The sequence below is a fragment of the Aminobacter sp. SR38 genome (assembly GCF_014843375.1).
GTDB classification, from domain to species: Bacteria; Pseudomonadota; Alphaproteobacteria; order Rhizobiales; family Rhizobiaceae; genus Aminobacter; species Aminobacter ciceronei.
Map to the genome: position 1 here is coordinate 4956077 of NZ_CP062112.1, position 24990 is coordinate 4981066.

Sequence of the window (24990 nt, forward strand, 5' to 3'; positions counted from 1 at the left end):
GCGGCGCATCCTGGATGCGCCAGCGCTGTTGGGAGCTTGGGCCCATGCGTATCGGCTGGTTGTTGGTTGCCAGCGTTGTTGTGTCGGGAAGTGCTGAAGCCAGTCCCGCCGGACAGGCTCCAACATTGCCGGCGCTGGGCTTCGCGTCCCCTGATGTACCCCGGGCAATCCAGGCCACCAAGCCCAGCGCAGACAGCCGGGATGGCTTTGTTCTTGCGCTTGCGGCGTCCTACATCGCCTTGGGCGACCTCTACCGCGACGGCAAGACCACGGCCGCGGCGGCGGAAGCCGCACTTACTTATTATCGAGGCCTCGACAACCCAGGCCGTCCCGCCGCGATCTACGCAGTCATCTCACCGTCCGACCTGATCGGCGTCGTCAAGGACGCGCCGGCCGATCCGTTCGCGGCATCGAAGCTTTACCTGCAGGCGGCGAATATGGGCAGCTCGGAAGCCCTGATGCGGCTCGGCGACCTTTATCGCGAGGGCAGGGTGGTCGCGGCCGACGCCAGGCGCGCCTATCTGTTCTACGACCAGGCCGCCAAGGCCGGCAACGCTGACGGCAAGCTGCGTGTCGGCGAGATGCTGGCGCGCGGGCAAGGTGTTGCGCGCGACACTGGCAAGGGGCTGGCGATGATCGCAGCACTCGCCGATGCCGGCAATCCCGAGGCGTTGGTGCTGCTTGGCGACCTCTATCGCCCCGGCGCCCAGGGCATGGTCGCGATGGAGCCGGACAAGGCGCTGGACTATTACCGCAAGGCCGCCAACCTTGGCTACGACGTCGGCAAGCTGCGCGTCGGCGAGATGACAGCTACCGGCCAGGGCACGACGCAGGACGTCCAGGCCGGGCTCGCGATGATCGAAGAGGTGGTGGCGCGCACGCGCAACCCGGCAGGGCTCGTCCTGCTCGGCTCACTCTACAGCCGCGCCGATGGCGGTGTCATTGCCATCGATCTCGGCAAGGCCTTCGGCTATTTCCGCCGCGCCGCCGACAGCGGCGACGAGACCGGAATCCTGCGCACCGGCGAGATGCTGGCGCGGGGACGCGGCACTGCTCAGTCCTATCAGGCTGGGCGGGCGATGCTGACCGGTCTTGCCGATCATGGCGATACCTTTGCGCTGATCGCGCTCGGCGATTTGCTCAGCGATGCGGCGGTCGCCCCCGTCGACCTTGCCGCTGCCGTCACATCCTATGAAAAGGCGGCGTCGCTCGGCCACAGCGACGCACTTGTCAGGCTCGGTGATCTCTACAGCCGCAACGGCGCGATCGCCTCCGACCCACCCAAGGCATTCGCCTATTATGTCAGGGCGTCGCGGGCCGGCAATCTGGCCGGTAAGCTGCGCGTCGGCGAAATGACGGTTCTCGGACAGGGCACCGACCGCAATGTCGCCGCCGGCCTGGCGCAGATGAACTCGCTCGCCGACGAAGGCGATGCCAATGCGATGAACCTGCTCGGCGGGCTTTACCAGCGCGGCATAGGCGGACTGCTGCCGGCCAATCCGGTGACAGCGTTCGACTATTTCAGCAAGTCTGCCGAGGCCGGCAGCGTGATGGGCGCCGTCCGTGCCGGCGAAATGAAGGTGCGCGGACAAGGGACGTCAAAGGACGTCGTAGGCGGCCTGCAGATGGTCAAGGCGGTGGCGGATGCCGGCAATGGCGAGGCGCTGATGTCGCTGGCCGCCCTTCTGGCCGACGGCTCGACCGGCAAGGTCGACGCGACGGAAGCCGTGCTGGCCTATGAGAAGGCAGCGGCGCTGGGGCGTCCTGATGCTCTGGTGCGCATCGGCGACATCTATCGGTTAGGCGGGACGATACCAGCCGATCCCGCCAAGGCGTTCGACTATTACCGCCGCGCCGGCATGGCCGGCGACGAGACCGGCAGGCTGCGTCAGGGCGAGATGACCGCACGCGGCGAAGGCACGCGCCAGGACATTCCGGCCGGTCTCGATCTGGTCAGGCAGGTCGGCGTCGCAGGCGATCCCTACGCCTATGTCGTGCTTGGCGACCTGCATCTGTCTGGCGCGGTCGGGCCGGTCGATGGTGCTGCCGCTGTCGCGGCCTATGAGAATGCGGCCCGGAAGGGACGCGCCGATGCCTTGCTCAGGCTCGGTGACCTCTACCGTGACGGCAAAGGCGTTCCGGCCGACGGTGGCAAGGCGGCCGAATATTATCTGAAGGCAGTCGACGCGGAGAATCCGGCGGCTTCAGCGGGAGATGTGCAGAACTAAGTTTTGCTGGCGCCGCTTGCCAGGCGCCAGTCAGGGAGTTGGCATTGTCGCGTATCTGCCATGTGGCTCTGATGACGGTGTTCGCCGCACTTTCGGCGAGTACCGCCTTGTCGGCGGAAACCGCGCCCGACGCGGGCGCGCCGGCCACGCCAGGCGCTGTTACCCGGGAGCGTGCGGTCAACGCCGACGCCTTGTTGCGGCTCGGCGATCTCTACAGCAATGCCGACAACGCCAACCGCGATCCGGCCAAGGCGTTCGACTATTACCGCCAGGCGGCGGATGCCGGCAGTGCTGCGGCGCGGCTCCGCGTCGGTGAAATGCGCGTGCTGGGCGAAGGCACCGAACGCGACATCAGCGCTGGGCTTTTGGCCATCGAGGAGGTGGCATCGGCCGGCGACGGCGCAGCACTCGCCTCGCTTGGCGGCCTCTACAGCCATGCCGACAACAGGGCGATTCCGCTCGACCTGCCGCGCGCCTATGACTACTACCGCCGTGCCGCCGCGGCCGGCAACGAAACCGGCATCCTGCGCAGCGGCGAGATGCTGGCGCGCGGCCAAGGTATCGCCAGGGACAGCGCAGCCGGGCTGGCGCTGGTGCGGTCGCTTGCCGATCGCGGCAACATCTATGCGCTGGTCTCCCAGGGCGACCTGATGAGCGATGCCGATGCCGGCGTGCCCGACATGCCAGGGGCGGAGGCAGCCTATGCCAAGGCAGCCGCACTCGGGCATCCCGACGCATTGCTGCGCCTCGGCGATCTCTTCGGCAGTGGCCGCGCCGGCAAGCCCGACTATGCCAAGGCGTTCGGGTATTACGAAAAGGCTGCCGAGGCCGGTCAGCAGGTCGGCAGGCTGCGCGTCGCCGAACTGACGTTCCGTGGTCAGGGCACGCGGCAGGACGTCGAGGGCGGACTGGCGTCGATCAAGGAACTGGCCGATGGCGACGACGCCGAAGCACTGAGCTTCCTTGGCGATGTCTACAGCGGCGCCACGCCAGCGCCGGTCGCAAAGGATCCTCTCGCGGGGTTCGCCTACTACCAGCGTGCTGCCGACGCCGGCAACACGCGGGCGGCCCTGAGGGTCGGCGAGATGACGGCGCATGGCTTGGGTACGTTGCGCGACGTCTCGGGTGGGCGCGACATGGTTCGCCGGCTCGCCGATGCGGGCAATCCGCTGGCACTGATCAGCCTTGGTGACCTGCTGCGTGAGCCGCAGTCGGGTGCCGTCGATGCAGACGGCGCCGTTGCAGCCTATGAACGTGCGGCGGGTCTGAGCGAACCGGAGGCGCTGGTGCGCCTGGGCGACTTCTACAGCGACGGCATGACCGTTGCCGTGGATCTGCCCAAGGCGCTCGACTATTACAGCAAGGCCGCCGGGCTCGGCGATGTCATTGGGGCCGTCCGCGCCGGCGCCATGTTGGCGCGCGGACAAGGCATAGCCCAGGATGTCGCTGCCGGCCGGGCTATGGTGAAGGCTGCGACCGAGAGCGGCGAAGCCGAGGCGCATATCGTGATGGGCGACCTTTTGAGCCGGGGCGATGGCGGCCCGCCCGATGTTCAGGCGGCAATGCGCTGGTATGCCGAGGCGGCGGCGCTCGGGCGGACGCAAGGGCTGATCAGGCTCGGAGATCTCTATCGCGAAGGCAAGCTGCTGCAGAGCAACGGCAAGAAGGCCGCCGGCTATTATCGCCAGGCGGCCGAGGCAGGCGATGCTTACGGGCTGCTCATCCTCGGCTCGGCGCTGTCGGAAAGCCTGTTGCGCAATGCGGGCAAGCCGGCCGACGGAGTTGCCGCCTTGCGTGAGGCCGAAGCAACGGGTCTGGACGATGCTGCGACCGCGCTCGCCGACGCCATGCTTTACGGCATGGGCACCAAGCGTGACGCCAAGGCAGCCGTAGCCCTGCTTGAACAGGCAGCCGGCACCGGCAACGTCGCGGCGGCGCGTCATCTGATCAGCTACTATCGTGACGGCCGCCGTTATGGCCGCACCACCTTCATCAAGGCCGATGCCAAACGCGCCGAGCAGCTGATGACAGGCGTGTCGCCATGGCTGTCGCGCGGCGATCGCCTCGTCGAGGAGATGCTGTTTGCCGCCGCCGCAAATGACACCAAGGGCTACCAGTCGATCGTGGCGCGCATGCACGAACTTTCTGCCGAGCAGCGCCAGTCGCTGGTCCGCATGATGCGGACGACCCATCCGAACGGTTACATCTATCTGGCGCAGCAGCAACTCAAGCAGGCCGGCTATTACAACGGGCCTGTCAACGGCGTGCTCAGCGGCTCCACGACGCGCGCGGTCAGCCGCTTTTGCGCGGCCAGGTCGCTGCCCAATGCCTGCCGCTTTGGCCCGATGAGCAGCCAGGCCGGGGACGTCCTGTCCTACGCGTTCTAGATTACGTCAGTCGAAATGATCGCCGAAGATGCGGCTCCAATGCTCGCCCACCAGCCCGTTGAAAAAGCCGTTGCCGGTCTGGAACTGCCGGACGAGCTCGGGATCACGCGAATGCACCACCGTCGAGTTGACGTTGATGAAGATGATGCGCCGGCCGAGCATCGCTTCCAGCAGGGCTGGCTGGGTCCTGCCTCTGAGACCGGCGAGGCCGACGCCGGCGGCATGGTTGATCAGGCAGTCGATCACGGCACCAGCCTGGCCGGGCAAGGCCAGAACCTGGAGCACATGGCCGATGCCACCGGGCCGGCCGAAATAGACAAAGGCACCGATCACGGCACCTGTGCGCGCCGCAACCGTACAGCGGCAGATGTCGCCGAAATCCGTCTTGGCCGAGGCATCCGACATGATGCGCGACAGTGCGTTTTCGTTCCAATCCGGATGAACGGCGAAGCGCGAGGTGAATTTGCCGAGCAGAACGGCGAAGCCGTCGGCATCGATGCTTGCCACTGTGTAGCGGCCTTGCGAGGCCGCCGCGTCGCCGGCGCCGAACCAGCGCGAAAACTCGCCGCTGCGGCGAAGGCCGAGACAGGCATCGACGGCGCGGGCCAGCGGCGCGCCGAGGCGTGCGATGGGCAGGCGCTGTCTGGCACCGGCAACGGCAAAGGCTGCCGGTCTGAATACCTTGATCCAGTCGAGGCTGTAGTCAGGCAGGATCGAGCCGCGCAGCGTCGTCCACATATTGGCGGTAACGTCGCTTGCCGTCTCGCTGAACGACAGGTCCTGCGGACCGGCGAGAAATGCCTTGAGCAGCCTTGCGCCGGACAGGTCGTTGCGCTGGTCCTCGTCGACCATCAGCGAACCGCAGATCGAAGCGTTCAGCTTCCTGTCACCAAACCGCATGGGCAGTGACGTCACGCCGATGAAGCCCGAAATGCTGCCGTCGTCGGCGACATTGACCAGGGATGGCGACCCCACCGTAGCGTCGGTGGAACTGAGATAGAGGCGCTGGAGATAGCCGGGCAGCGAGGCGGGCGTCGGCGTGCGCCGCTTGCGCAGCACGCGCTGGAACATGTCTGCGACGACCGCCATATCTGCGGCCTGCAATGGACGAATTTCAGGCATCGGGCGAAGCCTCGGTCATGTCACGGCAGCAATGGCTTAGGCGGGAAACATCTAGGAAGGGTGAAGGTCGGGCTCCCGGTCACGCGGGATCGAGCTTGCGGACGATCGCCGCGCGCGGTGTCTTGGCGGCGTCGGACACGAATTCCACCGGTGCATAGACGCGCGCCCGGGCAAGCAGGGCTGCCACCTGGCGGTCCTGGCCGACGCCGAATTCGAAGGCGAGCCAGCCGCCGGGCTTGAGGAAGGTCACCGCATCGCGGATCAACCGCTGGTGGATTGACAGACCGTAGGGGCCGCCGTCGAAGGCTTCCCTCGGTTCGGAGGCCAGCAATTCGCTGCGATCGCCTTCGAGGCGTGCAGACGAGATGTAGGGCGGATTGCAGACGACAAGGTCGATGGACCCGGCTAGGTCCATCCCGTCGAAGGCGCCGAACAGGTCGCCCTGGGCAATGGTCACCCGGTCGGCCAGACCGAGACGGTCGGCATTTCGACGGGCGGTGGCGACGGTGCTGTCGGTCAGGTCGGCGCTCCAGACGCGCGCGCCCGGCATCTTGGCGGCGATCGCCAGGCCGAGATTGCCGGAGCCGCAGCACATGTCGATTACCCTGGCGTCGGCGCCGCGGCCGTCGAGCAGGCCGAGCGCTGCACGGCCGAGGATTTCGGTTTCCTCGCGCGGCACGAGCACGTCGCTCCCGAGCTCGAGCTCGATATCCATGAATTTGTGCAGCCTGATGCCAGACTTGTCGCCGTTGTTCTCAACGATATGCATGGTTGCCCTCGCCAAGTCCTTTGCCCGCTCCATGACAACCCCAGCGCCCCGGATCGTCAACCGGTCAATGCTTCTCCCGGGTGCGATTGTCATCAACATGACTTGTTCATACAATTCGTTACACAAAGAACCTTCTATCAATATCTACTATCGTATCGACGGTTGCGAAACCGAGACTATCGGCTTTGTGATGTGTTTTGATATCGGAAGTGTGCTTTCCTGCCATTGGTTAACTTGCGCTAAACACGTGCGCTTGTCGCACTAGCGAAACAGAGTCCGGCGTATGTGTGGATTTGTCGGGTATCTCGGGAATGTCGAGCCAGCAACGGCTGACGGGCTGCTGCGGCGCATGACCGGCAGCATCGCCCATCGGGGTCCCGACGAGCAGGGCGTGTTCGTCTGTCCTTCGGCCGGCCTTGGCCATGCCCGCCTGTCGGTCGTCGGCCTTGGCGACGGCCAGCAGCCGATGGCCAGCGCTTCGGGCGACCTCCACATCGCCTTCAACGGCGAGATCTTCAACTATGTCGAGCTGCGCGACGAGCTGAAGGCGCGCGGCCGCCGGTTTCGCACAGGCAGTGACACCGAAGTGATCCTGCATCTCTATGAGGAGATGGGCCCCGACTGCGTCGACCAGATGAATGGCGACTTTGCTTTCGCCATCTGGGACGCGCCGCGGCAGCGCATGTTCTTCGCCCGGGACCGGATGGGGGTGCGACCGCTGTTCTACACCGAAGTCGGCGGCACTTTGTATTTCGCTTCAGAGGTCAAGGCCTTTGCCAGAGTGCCCGATTTCACCGCCGAACTCGACGAAATCGCGCTCGACCAGATCTTCACCTTGTGGGCGCCGATCGCGCCGCGCACCGCCTTCAAGAATGTCTACGAGCTCGAGCCCGGGCACATCATGATCGCCGACAAGGGCGGGCTGGTGACGCGTCCCTATTGGCAGCTTGATTTCCCCGATGCCGAAGCATCCCGGGCGCCGCGCGACGAGAGGCAGGCGGCGGAGGAACTCCGGGAGCTTCTAACCGACGCGACCCGCATCCGCATGCGCGCCGACGTGACCGTCGGCTCCTATCTCTCGGGCGGCCTCGATTCCTCCATCGTCTCGGCGTTGGCGGCACCGATGGCGACCGGGGGCCTGCGCACCTTTTCAGTGACCTTCGACAGTGCCGAGCACGACGAAAGCGAATTCCAGGAAGAAATGGCGCTGGCCATCGGATCACACCACAGCGCGGTCAATGTCGGGCCCGGCGACATCGCCTCGATCTTCCCGGAGGTGATCAATGCCACGGAGCGGCCGGTCATCCGCACGGCACCGGCGCCGCTCTATCAGCTCTCCGGGCTGGTGCGTGCCAAGGGCATCAAGGTGGTGCTGACGGGCGAGGGCGCCGACGAGGTCTTCGCCGGCTACGACATCTTCAAGGAGACGCTGGTGCGGCGCTTCTGCGACCGCCAGCCCGGTTCGGCCGGCCGGCCGCATCTGTTCCGCAAGCTCTATCCCTATCTGCCTGGGCTGCAGAAACAGTCGGCGTCCTATCTCGCCGCCTTCTTCGGCGCCGGCAAGGACAGCCTCGACGATCCGCTCTATTCGCATCGTCCGCGCATGCGCAACACGGCTGCGGCCAAGCTGTTCTTCTCCGGCGACCTGCGCGCCAAACTCGCATCCTATGACGCGGCGGCTGAGCTCGCCTCACAACTGCCGGAGCGTTTCGCCCTCTGGCACCCGCTGCACCAGGCGCAATATCTCGAAAGCCGCTACCTGTTGCCGGGCTACATCCTGTCGAGCCAGGGTGACCGCATGTCCATGGCGCATGGCATCGAGGGCCGCTTCCCGTTCCTCGATCATCGCCTTGTCGAGTTCGCCAGCCAGCTGCCGCCCGGCATGAAGCTCAAGGGGCTGGTCGAAAAGCACATCTTGCGCGAGGCGACCAAGGACCTGTCACCACCGTCGATCGGCCAACGCACGAAGCAGCCCTACCGCGCTCCCGATTCGCAATCTTTCGTCGGCACCGGCGAACAACCGTGGCTGCGAGAGGCGATGAGTTCCGAGGCGATCGCCGATTCAGGATTCTTCGACGTTTCCACGGTAAGGAAGCTGACCGAAAAGTGTCGGCAGCAGGCGGTATCGGGCTTCCGGGACAACGCTGCCTTTGTCGGCATTCTGTCGACGCAGCTGTGGCACCGGTCGTTCGCCGGATCCAGATCCGATGTCACCGAGGCCGCCTGACGATGAAACAAAAGGAGAGAGCATGACGCAGCAGATCAAGGATACGGTCAAAGCCTTCATCTTCGACAACTTCCTGTTCGGGGACACGTCCTACGCGCTCGCCGATGACGTTTCGCTGATCGAAAGCGGCGTGATCGACTCCACCGGCGTGCTGGAACTGGTGACCTATATCGAGGACCAGTTCGGGCTCGAAATGGCGGATTCCGACATCGTTCCGGCCAATCTCGACTCGCTGGTCCGCATCGCGGCTTTCATCGAGGCGAAGCAGGCAGCAGCGCAACCGGCAAAGCAGGCAGCTGGCGCCGCCTGAGGCGCGCGGGAGGGGGCAATGCGACTGGAGCAGTTCTTACGCGACAGTGCGCGGTTGCGGGGCGACAAGACCGCGCTGATTGCCCGCGACATGCGCCTGACCTACGCCGAACTCGACAGCATGTCGGACCGGCTGGCAGCAAGGCTCGGCGATCTTGGCGTCGGCCGTGGCGATCGCGTGTTGGTCTTCATGGACAATTGCTGGGAAGCCGCGGTGTCGGTGTTCGCCATTGCCAAGGCCGGTGCCGTCTTCAGTCCGATCAACCCGTCGACCAAAGCCGACAAGCTCGATTTCATCATCGGCAACTGCCGCGCGCGCGCCGTGCTGACCCAGGCCCGGCTGCTGCCGGTCGTCACCGAGGCGAATGACGGCGGCGAACTGATCGTCGTGTCGACGGCTGCCGGCGGCAAGGCACCGGAAGGTGCGGTCTCGTTCGAAGAATGCCTGCAAGGCAGTGCCGCAATGCCCTTTCATGGCGGCATCGACGTCGACCTTGCCATGCTGATCTACACCTCGGGCTCAACCGGCCGGCCCAAAGGCGTGATGATGACCCACCGCAACATCGAGGCGGCGGCCGGTTCGATCACCACCTATCTCGAGAACACACCAGACGACATCATCCTCAACGTCCTGCCGCTGGCCTTCGATTACGGGCTCTACCAGCTGATCATGTCGATCAAGATGGGCGCGACGCTGGTGCTGGAGAAGTCGTTCTCCTTCCCGCAGGCGATCTTCGACGTCATCCGCGCCGAGAACGTCACCGGCTTCCCGCTGGTGCCGACAATGGCGGCGCTGATCCTGCAGATGCGCGACATCAAACCGGGCTTCCTGCCCAGCCTGCGCTACGTCACCAACACCGCCGCCGCCCTGCCGCCGGCCCATATCGCACGGCTGCGCGAGCTGTTCCCCGGCGCCCGGCTCTATTCCATGTATGGCCTGACCGAGTGCAAGCGTTGCACTTACCTGCCGCCGGCGGAGCTCGACCGGCGCCCCGGATCGGTCGGCATCGCCATTCCCAACACCGAAGCCTTCGTCGTCGACGATCTCGGCCAGCCGGTGCCGCCTGATACACCCGGCGAGTTGGTCATCCGCGGGCCGCATGTCATGCAGGGCTACTGGGAGAATTCGGAAGCGACCAACCGCATGCTGCGCCCGGGCTTCAACCCGTGGGAAAAGCTGCTCTACACCGGCGACCTGTTCCGCCGCGACGCCGAAGGTTTCCTCTATTTCGTCGGGCGCAAGGACGACATCATCAAGACGCGTGGTGAAAAGGTGGCGCCCAAGGAGGTCGAGGCCGTTCTTCACGCCTGTCCCGGTGTCGCCGAGGCGGTGGTGATCGGCATACCCGACCCTATCCTCGGTCACGCCATCGGCGCGCTGATCGTGCTCTCCGATCCCAACCTGACCCAGCGTGAAATCCTGCGCCACTGCCAAGCCAATCTCGAGGATTTCATGGTGCCCAAGATCATCGAGTTCCGATCCGAATTGCCCCGGACCGACACCGGCAAGGTCAGCCGGCGTCTCGCCGCCGAATCCATGGAGCCGACGCAATGAACATGCCATTGGCGCAAACCGGCAGTTTCGGCGCGGCGACGCTGACCATCGATCCCGAAGCCGAAGCGACGAGAATATCAGCCGCCTTGCGCAGCCAACTGACCGGCACGCTCCGCCGGCGCGGGCTTGTGCTCGGCCTGTCGGGCGGCGTCGACTCGAGCGTCAGTGCTGCCCTCGCGGTGCGCGCCGTCGGCGCCAAGAACGTCTTTGCTCTGTTCATGCCGGAGGACGATTCCGATCCCGAAAGCCTGCGTCTCGGACGCCTCGTCGCCGAAACCTTCGGGATATCCGCGGTCGTCGAGAACATCGGCCCGACGCTCAAGGCGATGGGCTGCTACGAGCGCCGCGACGCCTTCATCCGTGAACTGGTGCCCGAATACGGCGCCGGCTGGGCGTGCAAGATCGTCATCGCCAATGCGCTGACCAATGAAGGCTACAACATTTCGTCGCTGGTGGTGCAGGATCCCGAGGGCAAGCAGACCAAGCTGCGCATGCCGCCGCATGTCTATCTCGGCATCGTCGCCTCGACCAACATGAAGCAGCGGACGCGCAAGCAGGTCGAATATTTCCACGCCGACCGACTCAACTACGCCGTCATCGGCACACCGAACCGGCTGGAATACGACCAGGGCTTCTTCGTCAAGAACGGCGACGGTGCCGCTGACGTCAAGCCGATCGCCCATCTCTACAAGTCGCAGGTCTACCAGTTGGCCGCCCATCTCGGCGTCCCGGAGGAAATCCGCCGGCGGCCGCCGACCACCGACACCTATTCGCTGCAGCAGACGCAGGAGGAGTTCTATTTCTCCTTGCCATATGATCGCATGGACCTGTGCCTCTACGGGCTCAACAACGGCATTGCGGCGGAAGAAGTCGGCCGTGCTGCCGGGCTGACCGCCGAGCAGGTTGGTCGCGTCTGGACCGACATCGCCTCCAAGCGCAAGACGACGCGTTACCTTCACAGCGGCCCGCTTCTCGTCGATCCCGTGCCGGAGGTCTGAGGCGCCTGATGGAGGCCACCGTTTCGCCGGTGGCCCTTTCCGCGACTGATCTTATTCCGGGCGCAGGAAGCGGCCGTTGACCCAGCCTTCCTGGCCGCGATAGCGAACCTTGCACCAGCTCTGGCGATCCTGGCAGCCGAGATTGCGCAGGCCGCTGGCATCAAACGGGATTTCGGCGATCAGGAAACCGCGCGGCGAAGGCGTCGAGCGCATGTTGAGCACGTCGTTGGGCGTTACGCCGACGACACGCCAGGAGCGCGGATCGGGCCCAGGACCCGGGTTCGGGCCCGGGCCAGGCTCGCCACCGCGGCCGAAGATCGAGACGCTGAGCGAGAAGGGGGCGGGCCGATTGCGCCGCGCTTCGGCACGCACCAAATAGATCTGGATGGTGTAGAGGCCGGAGGCGGGCAGGCGTCCGTCCCACTGCGTCTGCTCACGCGCTATGGCGCGGCCGCGCGGGTCGAGCACGTTGAAATAGAGGAAGGTGTTGCGCGAATTGAGGTCGAGGCTCATGCGCTGGCCGGCTCGCGCCTCGAGCCGGTAGGAGGCGCTGATCGGGCCGAAGACAATGCCGCGCACCGTCGTCTGCGTGGCACCAGGGCGCATGCGCAGCGTTTCCATGCGCTCCTGGGCTGCCACGACCTGCGGCACGGCAGGCGCAAAGGTCAGCATTACTGCAAAGAGAAGACCGAGTTTCCGCATCTGGTATCCCCGCTTGATCAATAGCTTGGGGATGTTAGCCGATGTGTCGGCACAGAGGAATCCAATTTCGACGGAGGCCCTAACCGCCGCTGATCGCCGTCAATACGAAGACTTCGACACCGGGCTTGAGCCTTGTTGTCAGCGTGCCGCGTTCGCCTTCGACAAAGACGTTCATATGCTTGCGGATCGCGGGGCGGCTGTCGCAGATGCGGTCGCGCATACCGGGCCAGCGCCTGTCGAGCTCGTCGACCATGTCGCGGACGGTTTCAGCCGGAACTTCGACGCGCCTCGAAGCACCCGGAAACAGATCGACCAGCACCCCGGGCAGGCGAACCACGACGGTGGCGAGCGCTGCTTTTCGGCTTTCCGGGGCAGGGCTGTTGTCCACGGCCGCCGCTCAGTCTACGACCAGCGTTTCGACCGACAGGATTGCCGGCAGGTGCTGGGTGACGTTGACCCAACTCTCGCCTTCGTCGGCACTGGCAAACAGCGCGCCCGAACTGGTGCCGAAATAGACGCCGGCGGGGTCGAGCCTGTCGGTTGCCATCGCCTGGCGCAACACGCCGATATAGGCGTTTTCCTGCGGCAGGCCGTTGCGCATCGCCTGCCACTCTCGGCCGCCGTTGCGCGTCCGCCAGACGGCGGCCTTGGCGTCGGGCACGTAGCGGCCGGCGCTGTCGCCGTTGAGCGGCACGAGATAGAGCGTTTCGGGATCGCGCGGGTGCGCCGCGGCCGGAAAGCCGAAGGTCGAGGGCAGGCCTTTTTCGATGCTCACCCAGCGCTTGCCGCCATCGTCTGACCGGTACATGCCGCAATGGTTCTGCTGGTAGAGCCGGTCGGGCATGCCCGGGGCCATCACCAGATTGTGCACGCACTGGCCGAATTCCGGGTAGTTTTCACCCTCGGGCATGAAATCGGCGCGGGTGCCGAGATTGCGCGGCTCCCAGGTCGCGCCGCCATCGCCAGTGTAGAACACGCCGGCCGCCGAAATGCCGATCCAGATGCGGTCCTGGTCGTCGGGATCGAGCACCAGCGAATGCAGGATGAGGCCGGCGCCGCCGGGGTTCCAATGTGGCCGGGACGGGTGTTGCTGCAGGCCGTCTATGTGCTGCCAGCTCTGGCCGGAATCGTCGCTGCGGAACAGGCCGGCCGGCTGCACGCCGGCATAGAGGCTGCCATTACCCTTGGCGAGGCTCCACACCGCCTTGATCGGCTCTTCGCCCTCGGCATATGCGAGCCCCTCCGACGAATGCGTCCAGGTCTCGCCGAGATCGGTCGACTTCCAAACCGCCGGCCCAAACCACTCATTGCCGCCGGCGCCCCAGATGGTGCCGGTCGACTGGTCAGCGACGACATGGTTCATCGGCCAGGTCTCGCAGAACGGTCCGCGCAGTTTCCAGCTCTGCCGTGCCGCATTGCTTTCGGCGATGAAGGCACCTTTCTTGGTGCCGAGCAGGACAAGCACTTTCTCTGCCATGTTCTCCTCCCGCAATGCCGATCTTCAGGGATCGATTCCGGATCGGCTGCTATCGCATTTCAAACACTGGCTTTTCCCGGCAATGCCGGCTCGGGATCCCGGCTCCTCCCGGGGATGATCCAGATGCTGACAAAGACAGCCGACCATAGCGGCAAAGCGGCAGGCGGGCCAGATTGAGCTGCCATGCTCCTGACAAACGGCAGCCCAGACTGTGCCGGCGACATTCGAGTTGACAGGGCGCCATAATTCAATACCCGTCGCGCTTTAGGTTGGACATATCAGCGTGCTCGGGAGGAACCATCGGATGACCATCAACGTAGCCCCTGTCGGCTTGGCGCGGGATCTTGCCGAGCGTGGCAAGTCCGGCAAGCCGATCCGCATTGGCCTGATCGGCTCGGGCGAGATGGGCACCGACATTGTGGCGCGGGTGGCGCACATGCCCGGCATTGAGGTCGGCGCGATTTCCGAGCTCAACCTGCCCAACGCGCATCGCGCCGTCGACATCGCCTATCAGGAGAAGGGTCACGCCCGCGAAGTTGCCTCCGGTTCGGCGCTGAACGAAGCCATCGAGGCCGGCAAGGTCGCGGTCACCAACGATGCTGATCTCATCCTCAACAGCGGCCTGATCGACGTCGTCATCGATGCGACGGGCGTTCCTGCCGTCGGCGCCGAGATCGGCCTGCGCGCCATGGAGCATGGCAAGCATCTGGTGATGATGAATGTCGAGGCCGACGTCACCATCGGTGCCTATCTCAAGTCAGAGGCCGACAGGCTTGGCGTCACCTATTCGCTCGGCGCCGGCGACGAGCCGTCGTCCTGCATGGAGCTGATCGAGTTCGTCTCGGCGATGGGCCACACCATCGTCGCTGCCGGCAAGGGCAAGAACAACCCGCTCAACATCGATGCGGTGCCGCACGACTATGCCGAGGAAGCGGCCCGCCGCAACATGAACGTGCGTATGCTTGTCGAGTTCGTCGACGGCTCCAAGACCATGGTCGAGATGGCGGCGATCGCCAATGCCACCGGTCTGGTGCCGGACAAGGCCGGCATGCACGGCCCGGCCGCGACCTTGCCGGAGCTCAACAAGGTTCTGGTCCCGGAGAAGGACGGCGGTGTTCTCTCCAAGGTCGGCGTCGTCGACTATTCGATCGGCAAGGGGGTTGCCCCCGGCGTGTTCGTCATCGCCGACATGTCGCATCCGCGCATCCGCGAGCGCATGGAAGATTTGAAGATGGGCCATGGCCCGTATTTCACCTTCCACCGGCCCTATCACCTGACCTCGCTCGAGGTGCCGCTGACCTGTGCCCGCGTGGTGCTTTACGGCAAGGCCGACATGGTGCCGCTGGCCAGGCCGGTGGCTGATGTCTGTGCCGTCGCCAAGAAGGATCTTGCGCCCGGCGATACGCTCGACGCCATCGGCGAATACACCTACCGCGCCTGGATCATGACGGCAGGCGAGGCGCGTGCCGCAAAAGCGATCCCCTGCGGCCTGCTGCAGGGCGGCACGGTGACGGCCCCGATCAAAAAGGGCGAGCTGATCACCACTGCCAATGCATCAGTCGCGCCAGGTTCGAAGATCGCCGAGCTGCGCGCGAGGCAGGACAGACTGGTTTACGGGGCATAAGGCAACGCGCTGGCCGGCAGGCGAGCGAAGCTTGCGATCTGGGCGTTGGCGGACCCCCAGATCGTGGACGACGATCATGGAAATGAGGAGATGACCATGGACAGCAACTCGGGCGCGACGCCCTCGCAACTGATCGATGCACGGATCAAGGACCTGGGCGACTGGCGCGGCGAGGCGCTTGCCCACGTCCGCGCTTTGATCAAACAGGCCGCCCCCGAAGTGGTCGAGGAGTGGAAGTGGCGGGGCGTTCCCGTCTGGGAGCACGCCGGCATCATCTGCACCGGCGAGACCTACAAGAGCGTGGTCAAGCTGACCTTTGCCAAGGGCGCGTCGCTCGAGGACCCGTCGGGCCTGTTCAACTCCAGCCTCGATGGCAACACCCGCCGCGCCATCGACATCCATGAGGGCGACACGCTCGATGAAACGGCGCTGAAGGCGCTGGTTCAGGCAGCAGTGGCGCTGAACATGTCGGTCAAGGCTGCCCGCGCGCCGAAGGAGGCAAAGAGCGGCTGAGGCGTAAGGCCCGCTTCGGCGGGCAGGGCTCCTTCACGTTTGGTCCGCTGCCTGCTTGCATTTCGGCTCGCCAGCTTAGGTTACGCCTCCAGCGCGCCTGTTCGCGCATCGCTGCTGGGGGCCACGCCGACCAGTTTGACGAGGTCGTCGCCGGCGCGCGTGGCGCGGTGCGAGCGGCGGGTGAGGATGAATCCGTCCTGCGGTGCCAGCACCTCGACCCTGCCGCCGTCCTCGCCGGCCGCGCGCACGATCGTCGCGATATGGGCTCCCGCCTTGACGGTGTCGCCCGGATTGACGTGGTAGAGGATGGCGCCCGCGCAAGGGGCGGGCACCATCTCGATATGGTCGATCGGCGCTACCACGCCGGCGAACGTCTTCTGAGTTTCGATCCACGTGTCCTCGATCACGCCACGCGCCACAAGCAGGCGATAAAGGCCCTGAGCGTCGGCTTCGGCAACGGTGGCATAGACATCGGAGACGCCGCGATACTCGACTGTCGTGACGACGCGGCTTTCGAGCCGTGCTTCCTTGCGCGGCATCTTGAGATAGGGATGCAGCGAGGCTTCATCGAAGGATGAGCCCGACTGGCCGCTCCACAGGATGACAGCGTCGACGCCCATGTTGGCGGCACAGTCGGCCATCGCCGGCCACAGCTCGTCGGGCACGTAGAGATAGGCGACACCCTCGTCGTCGCAATGCAGGTCGAGCACGATGTCGTGGCCAAGCGACAGCTTGAGCAGGCGCGCCTTCAGCCGCCGGTCCGACGACATCGGTACCTCGTCACCCGGCAACAGCGCGGTGTCGGGCCTGTCGAGCAACGGGAAATCGCGATTGTAGTTGACGCGTGTGCCGAGGTCGAAGCGGCCTTGCGACGCCCCGAACAGCAACTGATTGGCGCCGATCGGGTTGGCGCGCGGCACGATTGTGACGTTGCCACGCACGCGGCCTTCGTTTTCCGCCTTGCGCAGTTTTGGCATCAGCGCGTCGATGGCGACGACGCCGGGGAGTTCGTCGCCATGCAGGGCCGCCTGGATGTAGGCCGAGGGCGCTTCGGACGAGGTGCCCGAAATGCGGTAGAGCGCAAATTCGTAGGCGATGCCCTCGCTGTCGCCCCTGATCGTCTCGACCGATTTTTCCATGCCATGTCCCTCGATGCTTCGACTGCTGCCTAACCGCTCGGCTGGTGATTCACCAGAGCCGTGGTGGTGTGTCATGGTCCAGCGCGCCGCAGCCGCAGCTCCAGACGTGTCGCCACTCCTCAGGTCGCCGAGCCCCATTGCTTCATCAGCGCCGCCGAGCGGGCCAACTGCGGGGCAGGATGGAACTCGTGGCCGAGCCTGGCTGCGGCACGCCACGGCCAGCGCGGATCGGCGAGCAATGCGCGGCCCAGCGCCACCATGTCGGCCTGGCCATCGCGGATTATGGCATCGGCCTGCTCAGGCTGGTCGATCATGCCGACGGCGCGGACCGGGATGCCCGTCGCCTTCTTCACCGCCTCGGCGAGGTGGACCTGGTAGCCGGGGCCGGTACGCAGGCTCTGGTGTGGGGAATTACCGCCGCTCGAACAGCATAGGTAAGCGACGCCCGCCTCACGATAGGCCTTGGCGACTTCGATCGCCTCCTCGAGGGTGAAGCCGCCATCGACCCAGTCGGTCAAGGACATGCGGGCGCCGAGCATCAGGCTTGGCACCGCTTCCTTGACGCGGCGGGCGATCGTCATGGCAAAGCGCATGCGGTTTTCGAGCGAACCGCCCCAGCGGTCGCTGCGGTGGTTGGACAGCGGCGACAGGAACTGGTGCAGCAGATAGCCATGCGCCGAATGCAGCTCGATGAAGTCGAAGCCGGCGCGTTCGGCCCGCTGCGCCGCCTGGACGAAATGGCCGATGGTCTGCTCGATCTCGTCTTCATCAAGCGCATGCGGCACCTGCCAGCCATCGGCATAGGCAAGCGCCGAGCATGACACCACAGGCCATGCATCCTCTTCCGGCTTGAGCGGGCCCGAGCCGTCCCATGGCCTGTGATTGGAGGCCTTGCGGCCGGCGTGCGCAAGCTGCACGCCGAACTTCGCACCTGGCGTCGCCACCCGCCGCGCTGCGTCGAGGGCGCGTTTCGCAGCCGCTTCGTTGGCATCGGAATAGAGCCCCATGCAGCCATGGCTGATGCGGCCGCGCCGTTCGACATCAGTCATCTCGACGGTGACCATGCCTGCGCCGGACATGGCGAGGTTCATCCAGTGCTGCAGGTGCCAGTCGGTCGCGGAGCCGTCGTCGGCGGAATACTGGCACATCGGCGCAACCGCGATGCGGTTGGGGAAATCGAGCGTGCCGAGCTTGATCGGCGAAAACAGATGGGCGGTCATGACGGCTCCTGGGCTTGGTAAGGCGACTGTAAGATGTTTGACGGGGCGGGCAACCGTGTTGCATGGGGCCAGACCGTGCTAACAGTCGCGACCCTGCCGCGGCCCAACGGCGGCAATGGCGAATCGGAGGGGTGGATGACCACGACCAGGGACCGGCTGGAGGCGATCCTTTCGCGGCTTGCTGCGCGCGCTGGCGAAGAACGCGTCTTCATGAAGCTCTATGCCGATGTGTCGCGCGCCGCCGCCGATGCCGCTGATGCGCGCCGCCGGGCAGGGCTCATGCTCGGGCCACTGGATGGCACAATCGTCTCGATCAAGGACCTGTTCGACGTCACTGGTGAGCCGACGCTGGCCGGCTCGGTGCTGCGGCGCGATGCCGAATCGGCACGGGACGACGCGCTGGTGGTCAAGCGCTTGCGCCGCGCCGGTGCTGTCATCATCGGCAAGACCCATATGACCGAGTTCGCCTTCACCGCGCTCGGCATCAACCCGCATTACGGCACGCCGGGCAACGCCGCCGATTCCAGGCTGATCCCGGGCGGCTCGTCCTCGGGCGCCGCAGTCTCGGTCGCCGAAGGCAGCTCCGACATTTCGATCGGCTCGGACACCGGCGGCTCGGTCAGGGTGCCCGCCGCCCTCAACGGTGTCGTCGGCTTCAAGCCGACGGCACGGCGCATTCCGCTTGATGGCGCGTTCCCGCTGTCGCCGTCGCTCGATTCCATCGGCCCGCTCGCCAACACAGTGGCGCAATGCATCGCCACCGATGCGGTCATGTCAGGCAAGGAGCATTTTTCGCTGCCACCGCTGTCGCTCGCTGGCCTGCGCCTCGCCATCCCGCGTGGCCGCCTGCTCGACGACATGGCGCCCGGCCTGGCGGCCAGCTTCGAGCGCGCGCTGCACCTGCTTTCGGCTGCCGGTGCGGTGATCGGCGACTGCCAGATCGACGACCTGTTGGCCGATTTCCGCGCCGCGACACGGACAGGCACCATCGCTGCGATCGAGGGGGCCTCGATCCACGCCGACTGGCTGGCCAATGGTGCGTCTGTGCCCATCGACCCCAATGTCAGCGGCGCGCTTGGCCGCGCCATGCAGGTGTCGGCGGTCAGCTACATCAGGACGATGAACCGCCGCGTCGAGCTTGCCGCCGCCATGGACGCGCGGCTGTCGGCGCATGATCTCGTCGTGCTGCCGACGACGCCCGTGCCGGCACAGCCGATGTCAGACATGCTGACCGACCTTGCGCACGCCAACCGCATCGAGGGGCTGTTGTTGCGCAATACCCAGGTCGCCAACCAGTTCGACCTCTGCGCCCTGTCGCTGCCGATGGCCGGTACGGCGCTGCCGTCCGGCCTGATGCTGATGGCGCGCCATGGCCACGACCGCCGACTGCTTTCCGCTGGCCTTGCCGTCGAGGCACTGCTTAGGGATAGGCCATGACCGGTTTGATCACCGACGACGGCGTCGTCACGCGCTGGCCGGCCAAGGCCGCCGACCGGCTGGTGGTGCTCGATTTTCTCGTCGCAAAATTCGAGACCGGACGCGACTACAGCGAGCGCGAGGTCAACGACGTCCTCAAGCGCTACCACAGCTTCGGCGACTGGGCCCTTTTGAGGCGCGAATTGTTAGAGAGCGGGCGCTTTTCGCGCAACCCTGTCACCGCCATCTATCGCCGTGCCGATGCCCGTTAAGTCGGAGGTTTGCTGGCCTCTTGCGGAGCTGGCCTGAATAATGGTCATCTGGCCGCTACAACGTTGCAGGCCGGAATCGGACGAGGAGTTTGCCATGCCATCGACAATGAAGGGTCCCGCGATCTTCCTCGCCCAGTTCGCCGGCGACGCTGCGCCGTTCAATTCATTGAAATCGATTACATCGTGGGCAGGTGGCCTCGGCTACAAGGGGGTGCAGATCCCGACGCCCGACGCGCGCCTGTTCGATCTTCAGAAGGCTGCGACGTCGAAAACCTATTGCGACGAGATCAAGGGCATCTGCGCCGATGCGGGTGTCGAGATCACCGAATTGTCGACCCATCTGCAGGGGCAACTGGTGGCGGTGCACCCGGCCTATGACGCGCAGTTCGACGGCTTTGCGCCCGATGCGGTCCGCGGCAATGCCAAGGCGCGCCAGCAATGGGCGGGCGAGCAGATGAAGCTCGCAGCCAAAGCATCGCAGAATCTCGGGCTCACGGCCTGCGTCTCCTTCACCGGCGCGCTGGCGTTTCCCTATCTCTACCCTTGGCCGCAGCGGCCCGCCGGCCTGATCGAAGAGGCCTTCGCCGAGCTCGGCAAGCGCTGGACGCCCATTCTCGACGCCTATGACGAGGCTGGCGTCGACCTCTGCTTCGAGCTGCATCCGGGCGAGGACGCCTTCGATGGCGCCACCTTCGAGATGTTCCTCGACGCCGTCGGCGGCCACAAGCGTTGCAACATCAACTACGACCCGTCGCATTTCCTGTTGCAGCAGCTGGACTATCTCGCCTTCATCGACATCTACCACGAGCGCATCAAGGCGTTTCACGTCAAGGACGCCGAGTTCAATCCCGACGGCCGCCAGGGCGTTTACTCCGGCTACCAGGGCTGGCTCGGCCGCGCCGGGCGCTTCCGCTCGCTGGGCGACGGCCAAGTCGATTTCACCGGCATTTTCTCCAGGCTCGCGCAGTATGGCTACGACAGCTGGGCGGTGCTCGAATGGGAATGCTGCCTCAAGCATCCGGAAGACGGCGCTGCCGAAGGGGCGCCATTCATCGAAAGCCACATCATCCGCGTCACCGACAAGGCGTTCGACGATTTCGCCGGCGGGACGAGCGACCCGGCGATGCTGCGGAAGATGATGGGGATCGCGTAAGCGGACACCGGAGGTGCCGAGGGACAGCACCTCCTCTGTCCGGCAGGACAGAGAGGGCGTGGAGCGCAGTCGGGGAACAACCAGGAGGAAAGCATGACAATCGAAGGACGCGGTGACAAGTCGGCCGGCCCGATCCGCTACGGCATGGTCGGTGGCGGGCAGGGCGCCTTCATCGGTGCAGTCCACCGCATCGCCGCCCGCATGGACGGCGATTTCCAGCTTGTCGCGGGCGCGCTGTCGTCCAATCCGGAGCGCGCCAAGGCCTCCGCCGCCGAGATCGGCCTCGATCCCGAGCGCAGCTACACCTCCTATGCCGAGATGGCCAAGGCCGAGGCGAAACGGCCCGACGGCATCGAGGCAGTAGCCATCGTCACGCCCAACAACGTACACTATCCCGCCGCCAAAGCCTTCCTCGAAGCCGGCATCCACGTCATCTGCGACAAGCCGCTGACGGCGACGCTTGCCGAGGCGAAGAAGCTCGCGGCACTCGTCGAGAAGACCGGCAAGGTCTTCGTTCTTACCCACAACTACACCGGCTATCCGATGATCCGGCAGGCGCGCGAGATGGTCGCCAAGGGCCAGCTCGGCGACATCAGGGTCGTCCAGGCCGAATACCCACAGGACTGGCTGACCGAAGATCTCGCCGCGACCGGCCAGAAGCAGGCCTCCTGGCGCGCCGATCCGAAACAGTCGGGCGTCGGCGGCGCCACCGGCGACATCGGCACCCATGCCTACAATCTCGCCCGCTTCGTCTCCGGCCTGGAGCTCGACAGCCTGTCGGCCGATCTCGACGCCTTCGTGCCGGGCCGGCTGCTTGACGACAACGTCAACGTCATGCTGCGCTTCAAGGGCGGCGCCAAGGGCATGATCTGGGCAAGCCAGGTGGCGCCGGGCCACGAGAACGGGCTCAAGCTGCGTGTCTATGGCTCCAAGGGCGGCATCGAATGGGTGCAGGCCGATCCGAACTACCTCTGGTACACGCCCTTCGGTCAGCCCAAGCAGCTGATCACCCGCGGCGGCGTTGGCGCTGGCCTCGCCGCAGCCCGCGTCACCCGCGTGCCGTCCGGCCACCCGGAAGGCTATCTCGAAGGTTTCGCCAACATCTACCAGGAAGCCGCCCGTGCCATCCGCGCCGCGCGCAAGAAACGCGGCAAGCCGGCCAAGGACGTCATCTACCCGACGGTGCAGGATGGGGTTGAGGGCGTGGCATTCGTCGAGGCCTGCGTGCGCTCGTCGAAGAAGAACGCCGCGTGGACGAAGCTGTAGGGACAGGCTCTGGTCAATCTGGGGACATTGCCGACCCAACCGGCTGGCAATGCTCCCGAACCAACTTTGGTACCATCTTTCCAACCAGCTAGCCGCGCTCGGCAGGGCGTGGCAACCAGCGGTTCCTTGCATCTGCTGGACATCCATTCATGCATTCGAGATGGGCTCTTTCCGCGTCCCTGTTGGCGATCTGCGCCGTTCCATCAGCTCACGCGGAAGACCTCCTGGCCAAGCGCTGGGGGCCATGGGTCGAAACCGGCGGGCAGTTCGGCAAGGGCCGTTCACTCGGTGAGATGACCCTGTTCGTTCCGCTGTTCCAGAACAGCGACACGCTCGTCTTCACCGATCTGCGCGGCAAGTTCGACAACAACGATTCCGTCGAGGGCAATTTCGGCCTCGGCATCAGGCACATGCTGCCGTCCGGCTGGAACCTGGGAGCTTACGGCTATTACGACATCCGCCGCTCGCCTTATGGCAACACGTTCCACCAACTGACGCTCGGCGCGGAAGCCCTGGGCGAGGTCTTCGACCTGCGCGCCAACGCCTACCTGCCGGTCGGCGAGACCGAGCGGCGAATGGACCTCGGCGCGACCGCGACAGTTGGTCCCTGGAGCAGCCAGGCCGTGCTGACCGGCACGTCGCTGGCGATCCAACACCAGGCGGTGCAGACGACAACCACCAGCTACAGGGTCGAGAAGGCGCTGGCCGGCGCCGACGCCGAGATCGGCATCAGGCTGCCGGTGTTCGAGCCGGATTCGGGCTTCGACATGCGCGCCTTCGTCGGCGGCTATTATTTCGGCGGCTCCGACGTGGAGGCGATTGCCGGCCCACGCGCGCGGCTCGAATTCACCGCCGCAGACTTCATCGATCTTCCCGGCGTGAAGCTGACCGCCGGGCTGATCTTCCAGCATGACGATGTCCGGGGCGAGCAGTGGATCACCCAGGCGCGGCTGCGCATTCCCCTGCAGGCAGCCTCATCCCCCGGGCGCGAGCCGCTGTCCTACATGGAACGGCGCATGACCGACACGGTGGTGCGCGACGTCGATATCGTCTCGACCACCCGCAACGGAACCAGGTCGAAGTACGATACGCTCACCTCGTCCGAAGATGCGGTCAACGCGTGGAACGGCAAGACCATCACCTCGGTCGTGCGGATCGACGGCACGACCCAGGATCAGACCGCCCTCCAGGCCGCGCTCGACAGCGTCGGGGCCCAAGGCATCGTGCTCTTGAACGGCAACCTCGCTGCGACGGGCGCCATTTCCCTCAACGACAAGCAGTTGCTCGTCGGCGGCGGCACCGTCCTCAAGCTCAAGGGCGCGACCAGCGGCGTTGCCGTCGACTATGCAGCAGCGGGCAGTGCGGGCCGCATTTCCGGTGCGGCCACCGACACCCTGGTCAGGATGGCCACGGACAGCGCCATGCGCGGGATCTCCGTCGAGAACACCTCGTCGAATGCCAACTCCTGGGCCATATCAGGTGCCAGCGGCGCCAGCCTGCGCGACGTTGCCGTCGTTTCGGCTGCCAACGGGGTGAGGGTCGACGGCACAGCGAACTTCACCCTTCAGGGCGGCAGCATCACTGCCGCGACAGGTAGCGCCATCGCCATCACCGACAGCACCGGGGTCAGCATCGGCGGCGCCACCATCATCCAGAATGGCGCCAGCGGCATCGGCATCGTCGTCGACAATGTCGCAGGCCGTATCGAGGGCAACACCATCACCACCAATGGCAATGGCAACGGTTATGACGATGCCCATTCGTTGGCGCGCCCGGCCCATGGCCTGTCGGTCAGCAACAGCGGCGGCCTGACCATCGCCAACAACACCATCACCACCAATGGTGAGCAGGCCAACGGCATCGACGTAGCCGACAGTGTAGGCATACGGATTTCCGGCAATACCATCACCACCAACAACTACATGAGCCGTGGCATCCACTTGCGCGAGAGCAATGGGGCCCTCATTTCCGCCAACTCCATCGCAACCAACACGATCGATGACAGGAACTGGTCGTATCTGACGATCGCGTTTGGCCTCATCGCCGACAGAAGCAGCAACCTGACTATCAGCGACAACGTGATCTCGACCCGCATGCGTGGCGGAAATGGCGTTTATCTGCGTTACGGTGGCGACAATGTCGTTTCCGGCAACGCGGTAACGACCCACGGAACGAGCGCCCACGCCATCTCTTCTGTGCGCTCAAGCTCCAACATCGTCAGCGGCAACGTCCTGACAGCCACCAACGTTGGCAGTTCATACGGCGTCTACCTTGGCATCCTGAGCCACAACGGGGTTGTGGAGAACAATGTAGTCACCGCAGCGAGTGGAACCGGAGTTCTGGTCAACACCTCTTCCGGCGTGGTGGTACGCGACAATCGCCTCGTCGGGCGAGGCAACAGCGGTGTTTTCACAACGGAATTCGACACTGTCATCACCGGAAATACGCCGTAGGGTGCCTTCGCCTACGGCTGCCGGCCCGTCGACGCAAGGCCGGGACCGGTCATGCGACCTGCACCTCTTTGACCCTGGTCAAAACCGAAACGGCTGTGAGTGCTACACCTTGCCTCGAAGGCATCGAGAAAGGGGAATTGCATGTACAGCCACATTCTTG

The 24990-nt window shown here is 65.3% G+C and carries 20 protein-coding genes; 13 read left to right on the forward strand and 7 right to left on the reverse strand.

The features are described 5' to 3' along the window. Positions 1–44 precede the first annotated feature (44 nt). Positions 45–2228: a tetratricopeptide repeat protein gene (locus IG197_RS24290; RefSeq protein WP_192315424.1), complete on the forward strand. Its 2184-nt coding sequence runs from the start codon at positions 45–47 to the stop codon at positions 2226–2228. Between the two features lie 44 nt (positions 2229–2272). After that, positions 2273–4615, forward strand: a complete 2343-nt coding sequence (locus tag IG197_RS24295; RefSeq protein WP_192315426.1) for an SEL1-like repeat protein — start codon at positions 2273–2275, stop codon at positions 4613–4615. 6 nt (positions 4616–4621) lie between these two features. Here IG197_RS24295 and IG197_RS24300 read toward each other — a convergent pair whose 3' ends face one another. Next, positions 4622–5737 (reverse strand): hypothetical protein, encoded by a 1116-nt coding sequence (locus IG197_RS24300; RefSeq protein ID WP_192315428.1) that lies wholly within the window; start codon positions 5735–5737, stop codon positions 4622–4624. Positions 5738–5816: 79 nt separating this feature from the next. After that, complete coding sequence (locus IG197_RS24305) at positions 5817–6506, reverse strand: HemK/PrmC family methyltransferase (RefSeq protein ID WP_246765236.1); 690 nt, start codon at positions 6504–6506, stop codon at positions 5817–5819. Positions 6507–6789: 283 nt separating this feature from the next. Here IG197_RS24305 and asnB point away from each other — a divergent pair, with 283 nt between their 5' ends. From asnB to nadE, 4 genes are read left to right on the forward strand one after another with little or no spacing between them, the layout of a single operon-like run. Beyond that, on the forward strand, positions 6790–8733 hold the full coding sequence (gene asnB / locus IG197_RS24310; RefSeq protein WP_192315432.1) for an asparagine synthase (glutamine-hydrolyzing): 1944 nt from the start codon (positions 6790–6792) through the stop codon (positions 8731–8733). 22 nt (positions 8734–8755) lie between these two features. Beyond that, on the forward strand, positions 8756–9043 hold the full coding sequence (locus IG197_RS24315; protein ID WP_192315433.1) for an acyl carrier protein: 288 nt from the start codon (positions 8756–8758) through the stop codon (positions 9041–9043). Between the two features lie 18 nt (positions 9044–9061). Next, the gene (locus tag IG197_RS24320; protein ID WP_192315434.1) at positions 9062–10597 is read left to right on the forward strand and encodes a class I adenylate-forming enzyme family protein; all 1536 of its coding nucleotides are present in this window, start codon (positions 9062–9064) and stop codon (positions 10595–10597) included. Then, positions 10594–11595, forward strand: coding sequence for an NAD(+) synthase (nadE, locus tag IG197_RS24325; RefSeq protein ID WP_192315435.1), 1002 nt, complete (start codon positions 10594–10596; stop codon positions 11593–11595). The genes IG197_RS24320 and nadE overlap by 4 nt, the downstream gene beginning before the upstream one ends. A 51-nt stretch (positions 11596–11646) precedes the next feature. On the opposite strand, the gene IG197_RS24330 is transcribed toward nadE, so the two are convergent. From IG197_RS24330 to IG197_RS24340, 3 genes are all read right to left on the reverse strand, one after another. Further along, a complete protein-coding gene (locus IG197_RS24330) occupies positions 11647–12297 on the reverse strand; it encodes an SH3 domain-containing protein (RefSeq protein ID WP_192315436.1) in 651 nt (216 codons plus the stop codon). A 79-nt stretch (positions 12298–12376) separates the two neighbouring features. Continuing rightward, entirely contained in the window at positions 12377–12685 is a 309-nt protein-coding gene (locus IG197_RS24335) for a MoaD/ThiS family protein (protein ID WP_192315437.1), read from the reverse strand. Positions 12686–12694: 9 nt separating this feature from the next. Beyond that, positions 12695–13774: a glycoside hydrolase gene (locus IG197_RS24340; protein ID WP_067960172.1), complete on the reverse strand. Its 1080-nt coding sequence runs from the start codon at positions 13772–13774 to the stop codon at positions 12695–12697. A gap of 304 nt (positions 13775–14078) precedes the next feature. Between IG197_RS24340 and IG197_RS24345 the strand changes: the two genes are divergently transcribed. Both IG197_RS24345 and IG197_RS24350 read left to right on the forward strand, forming a co-directional pair. Then, positions 14079–15398, forward strand: coding sequence for an NAD(P)H-dependent oxidoreductase (locus IG197_RS24345; RefSeq protein ID WP_192315438.1), 1320 nt, complete (start codon positions 14079–14081; stop codon positions 15396–15398). A gap of 96 nt (positions 15399–15494) precedes the next feature. Continuing rightward, a complete protein-coding gene (locus IG197_RS24350) occupies positions 15495–15911 on the forward strand; it encodes a DUF1801 domain-containing protein (RefSeq protein ID WP_246765237.1) in 417 nt (138 codons plus the stop codon). Positions 15912–15991: 80 nt separating this feature from the next. Here the strand turns inward: IG197_RS24350 and IG197_RS24355 are convergent, their stop codons facing one another. Further along, positions 15992–17050: a succinylglutamate desuccinylase/aspartoacylase family protein gene (locus IG197_RS24355; protein WP_067960177.1), complete on the reverse strand. Its 1059-nt coding sequence runs from the start codon at positions 17048–17050 to the stop codon at positions 15992–15994. A gap of 119 nt (positions 17051–17169) precedes the next feature. Then, positions 17170–18270, reverse strand: coding sequence for an NADH:flavin oxidoreductase/NADH oxidase (locus tag IG197_RS24360; RefSeq protein WP_192315441.1), 1101 nt, complete (start codon positions 18268–18270; stop codon positions 17170–17172). Positions 18271–18405: 135 nt separating this feature from the next. Between IG197_RS24360 and IG197_RS24365 the strand changes: the two genes are divergently transcribed. From IG197_RS24365 to IG197_RS24385, 5 genes are all read left to right on the forward strand, one after another. Beyond that, positions 18406–19707: an amidase gene (locus IG197_RS24365; protein ID WP_192315442.1), complete on the forward strand. Its 1302-nt coding sequence runs from the start codon at positions 18406–18408 to the stop codon at positions 19705–19707. Further along, entirely contained in the window at positions 19704–19958 is a 255-nt protein-coding gene (locus tag IG197_RS24370; protein WP_192315444.1) for a DUF2087 domain-containing protein, read from the forward strand. The genes IG197_RS24365 and IG197_RS24370 overlap by 4 nt, the downstream gene beginning before the upstream one ends. 94 nt (positions 19959–20052) lie before the next feature. After that, complete coding sequence (locus IG197_RS24375) at positions 20053–21111, forward strand: sugar phosphate isomerase/epimerase (RefSeq protein WP_192315446.1); 1059 nt, start codon at positions 20053–20055, stop codon at positions 21109–21111. Positions 21112–21204: 93 nt separating this feature from the next. Continuing rightward, positions 21205–22377, forward strand: a complete 1173-nt coding sequence (locus tag IG197_RS24380) for a Gfo/Idh/MocA family protein (RefSeq protein WP_192315448.1) — start codon at positions 21205–21207, stop codon at positions 22375–22377. A gap of 149 nt (positions 22378–22526) precedes the next feature. Further along, on the forward strand, positions 22527–24830 hold the full coding sequence (locus IG197_RS24385; protein WP_192315450.1) for a right-handed parallel beta-helix repeat-containing protein: 2304 nt from the start codon (positions 22527–22529) through the stop codon (positions 24828–24830). Positions 24831–24990 lie beyond the last annotated feature (160 nt).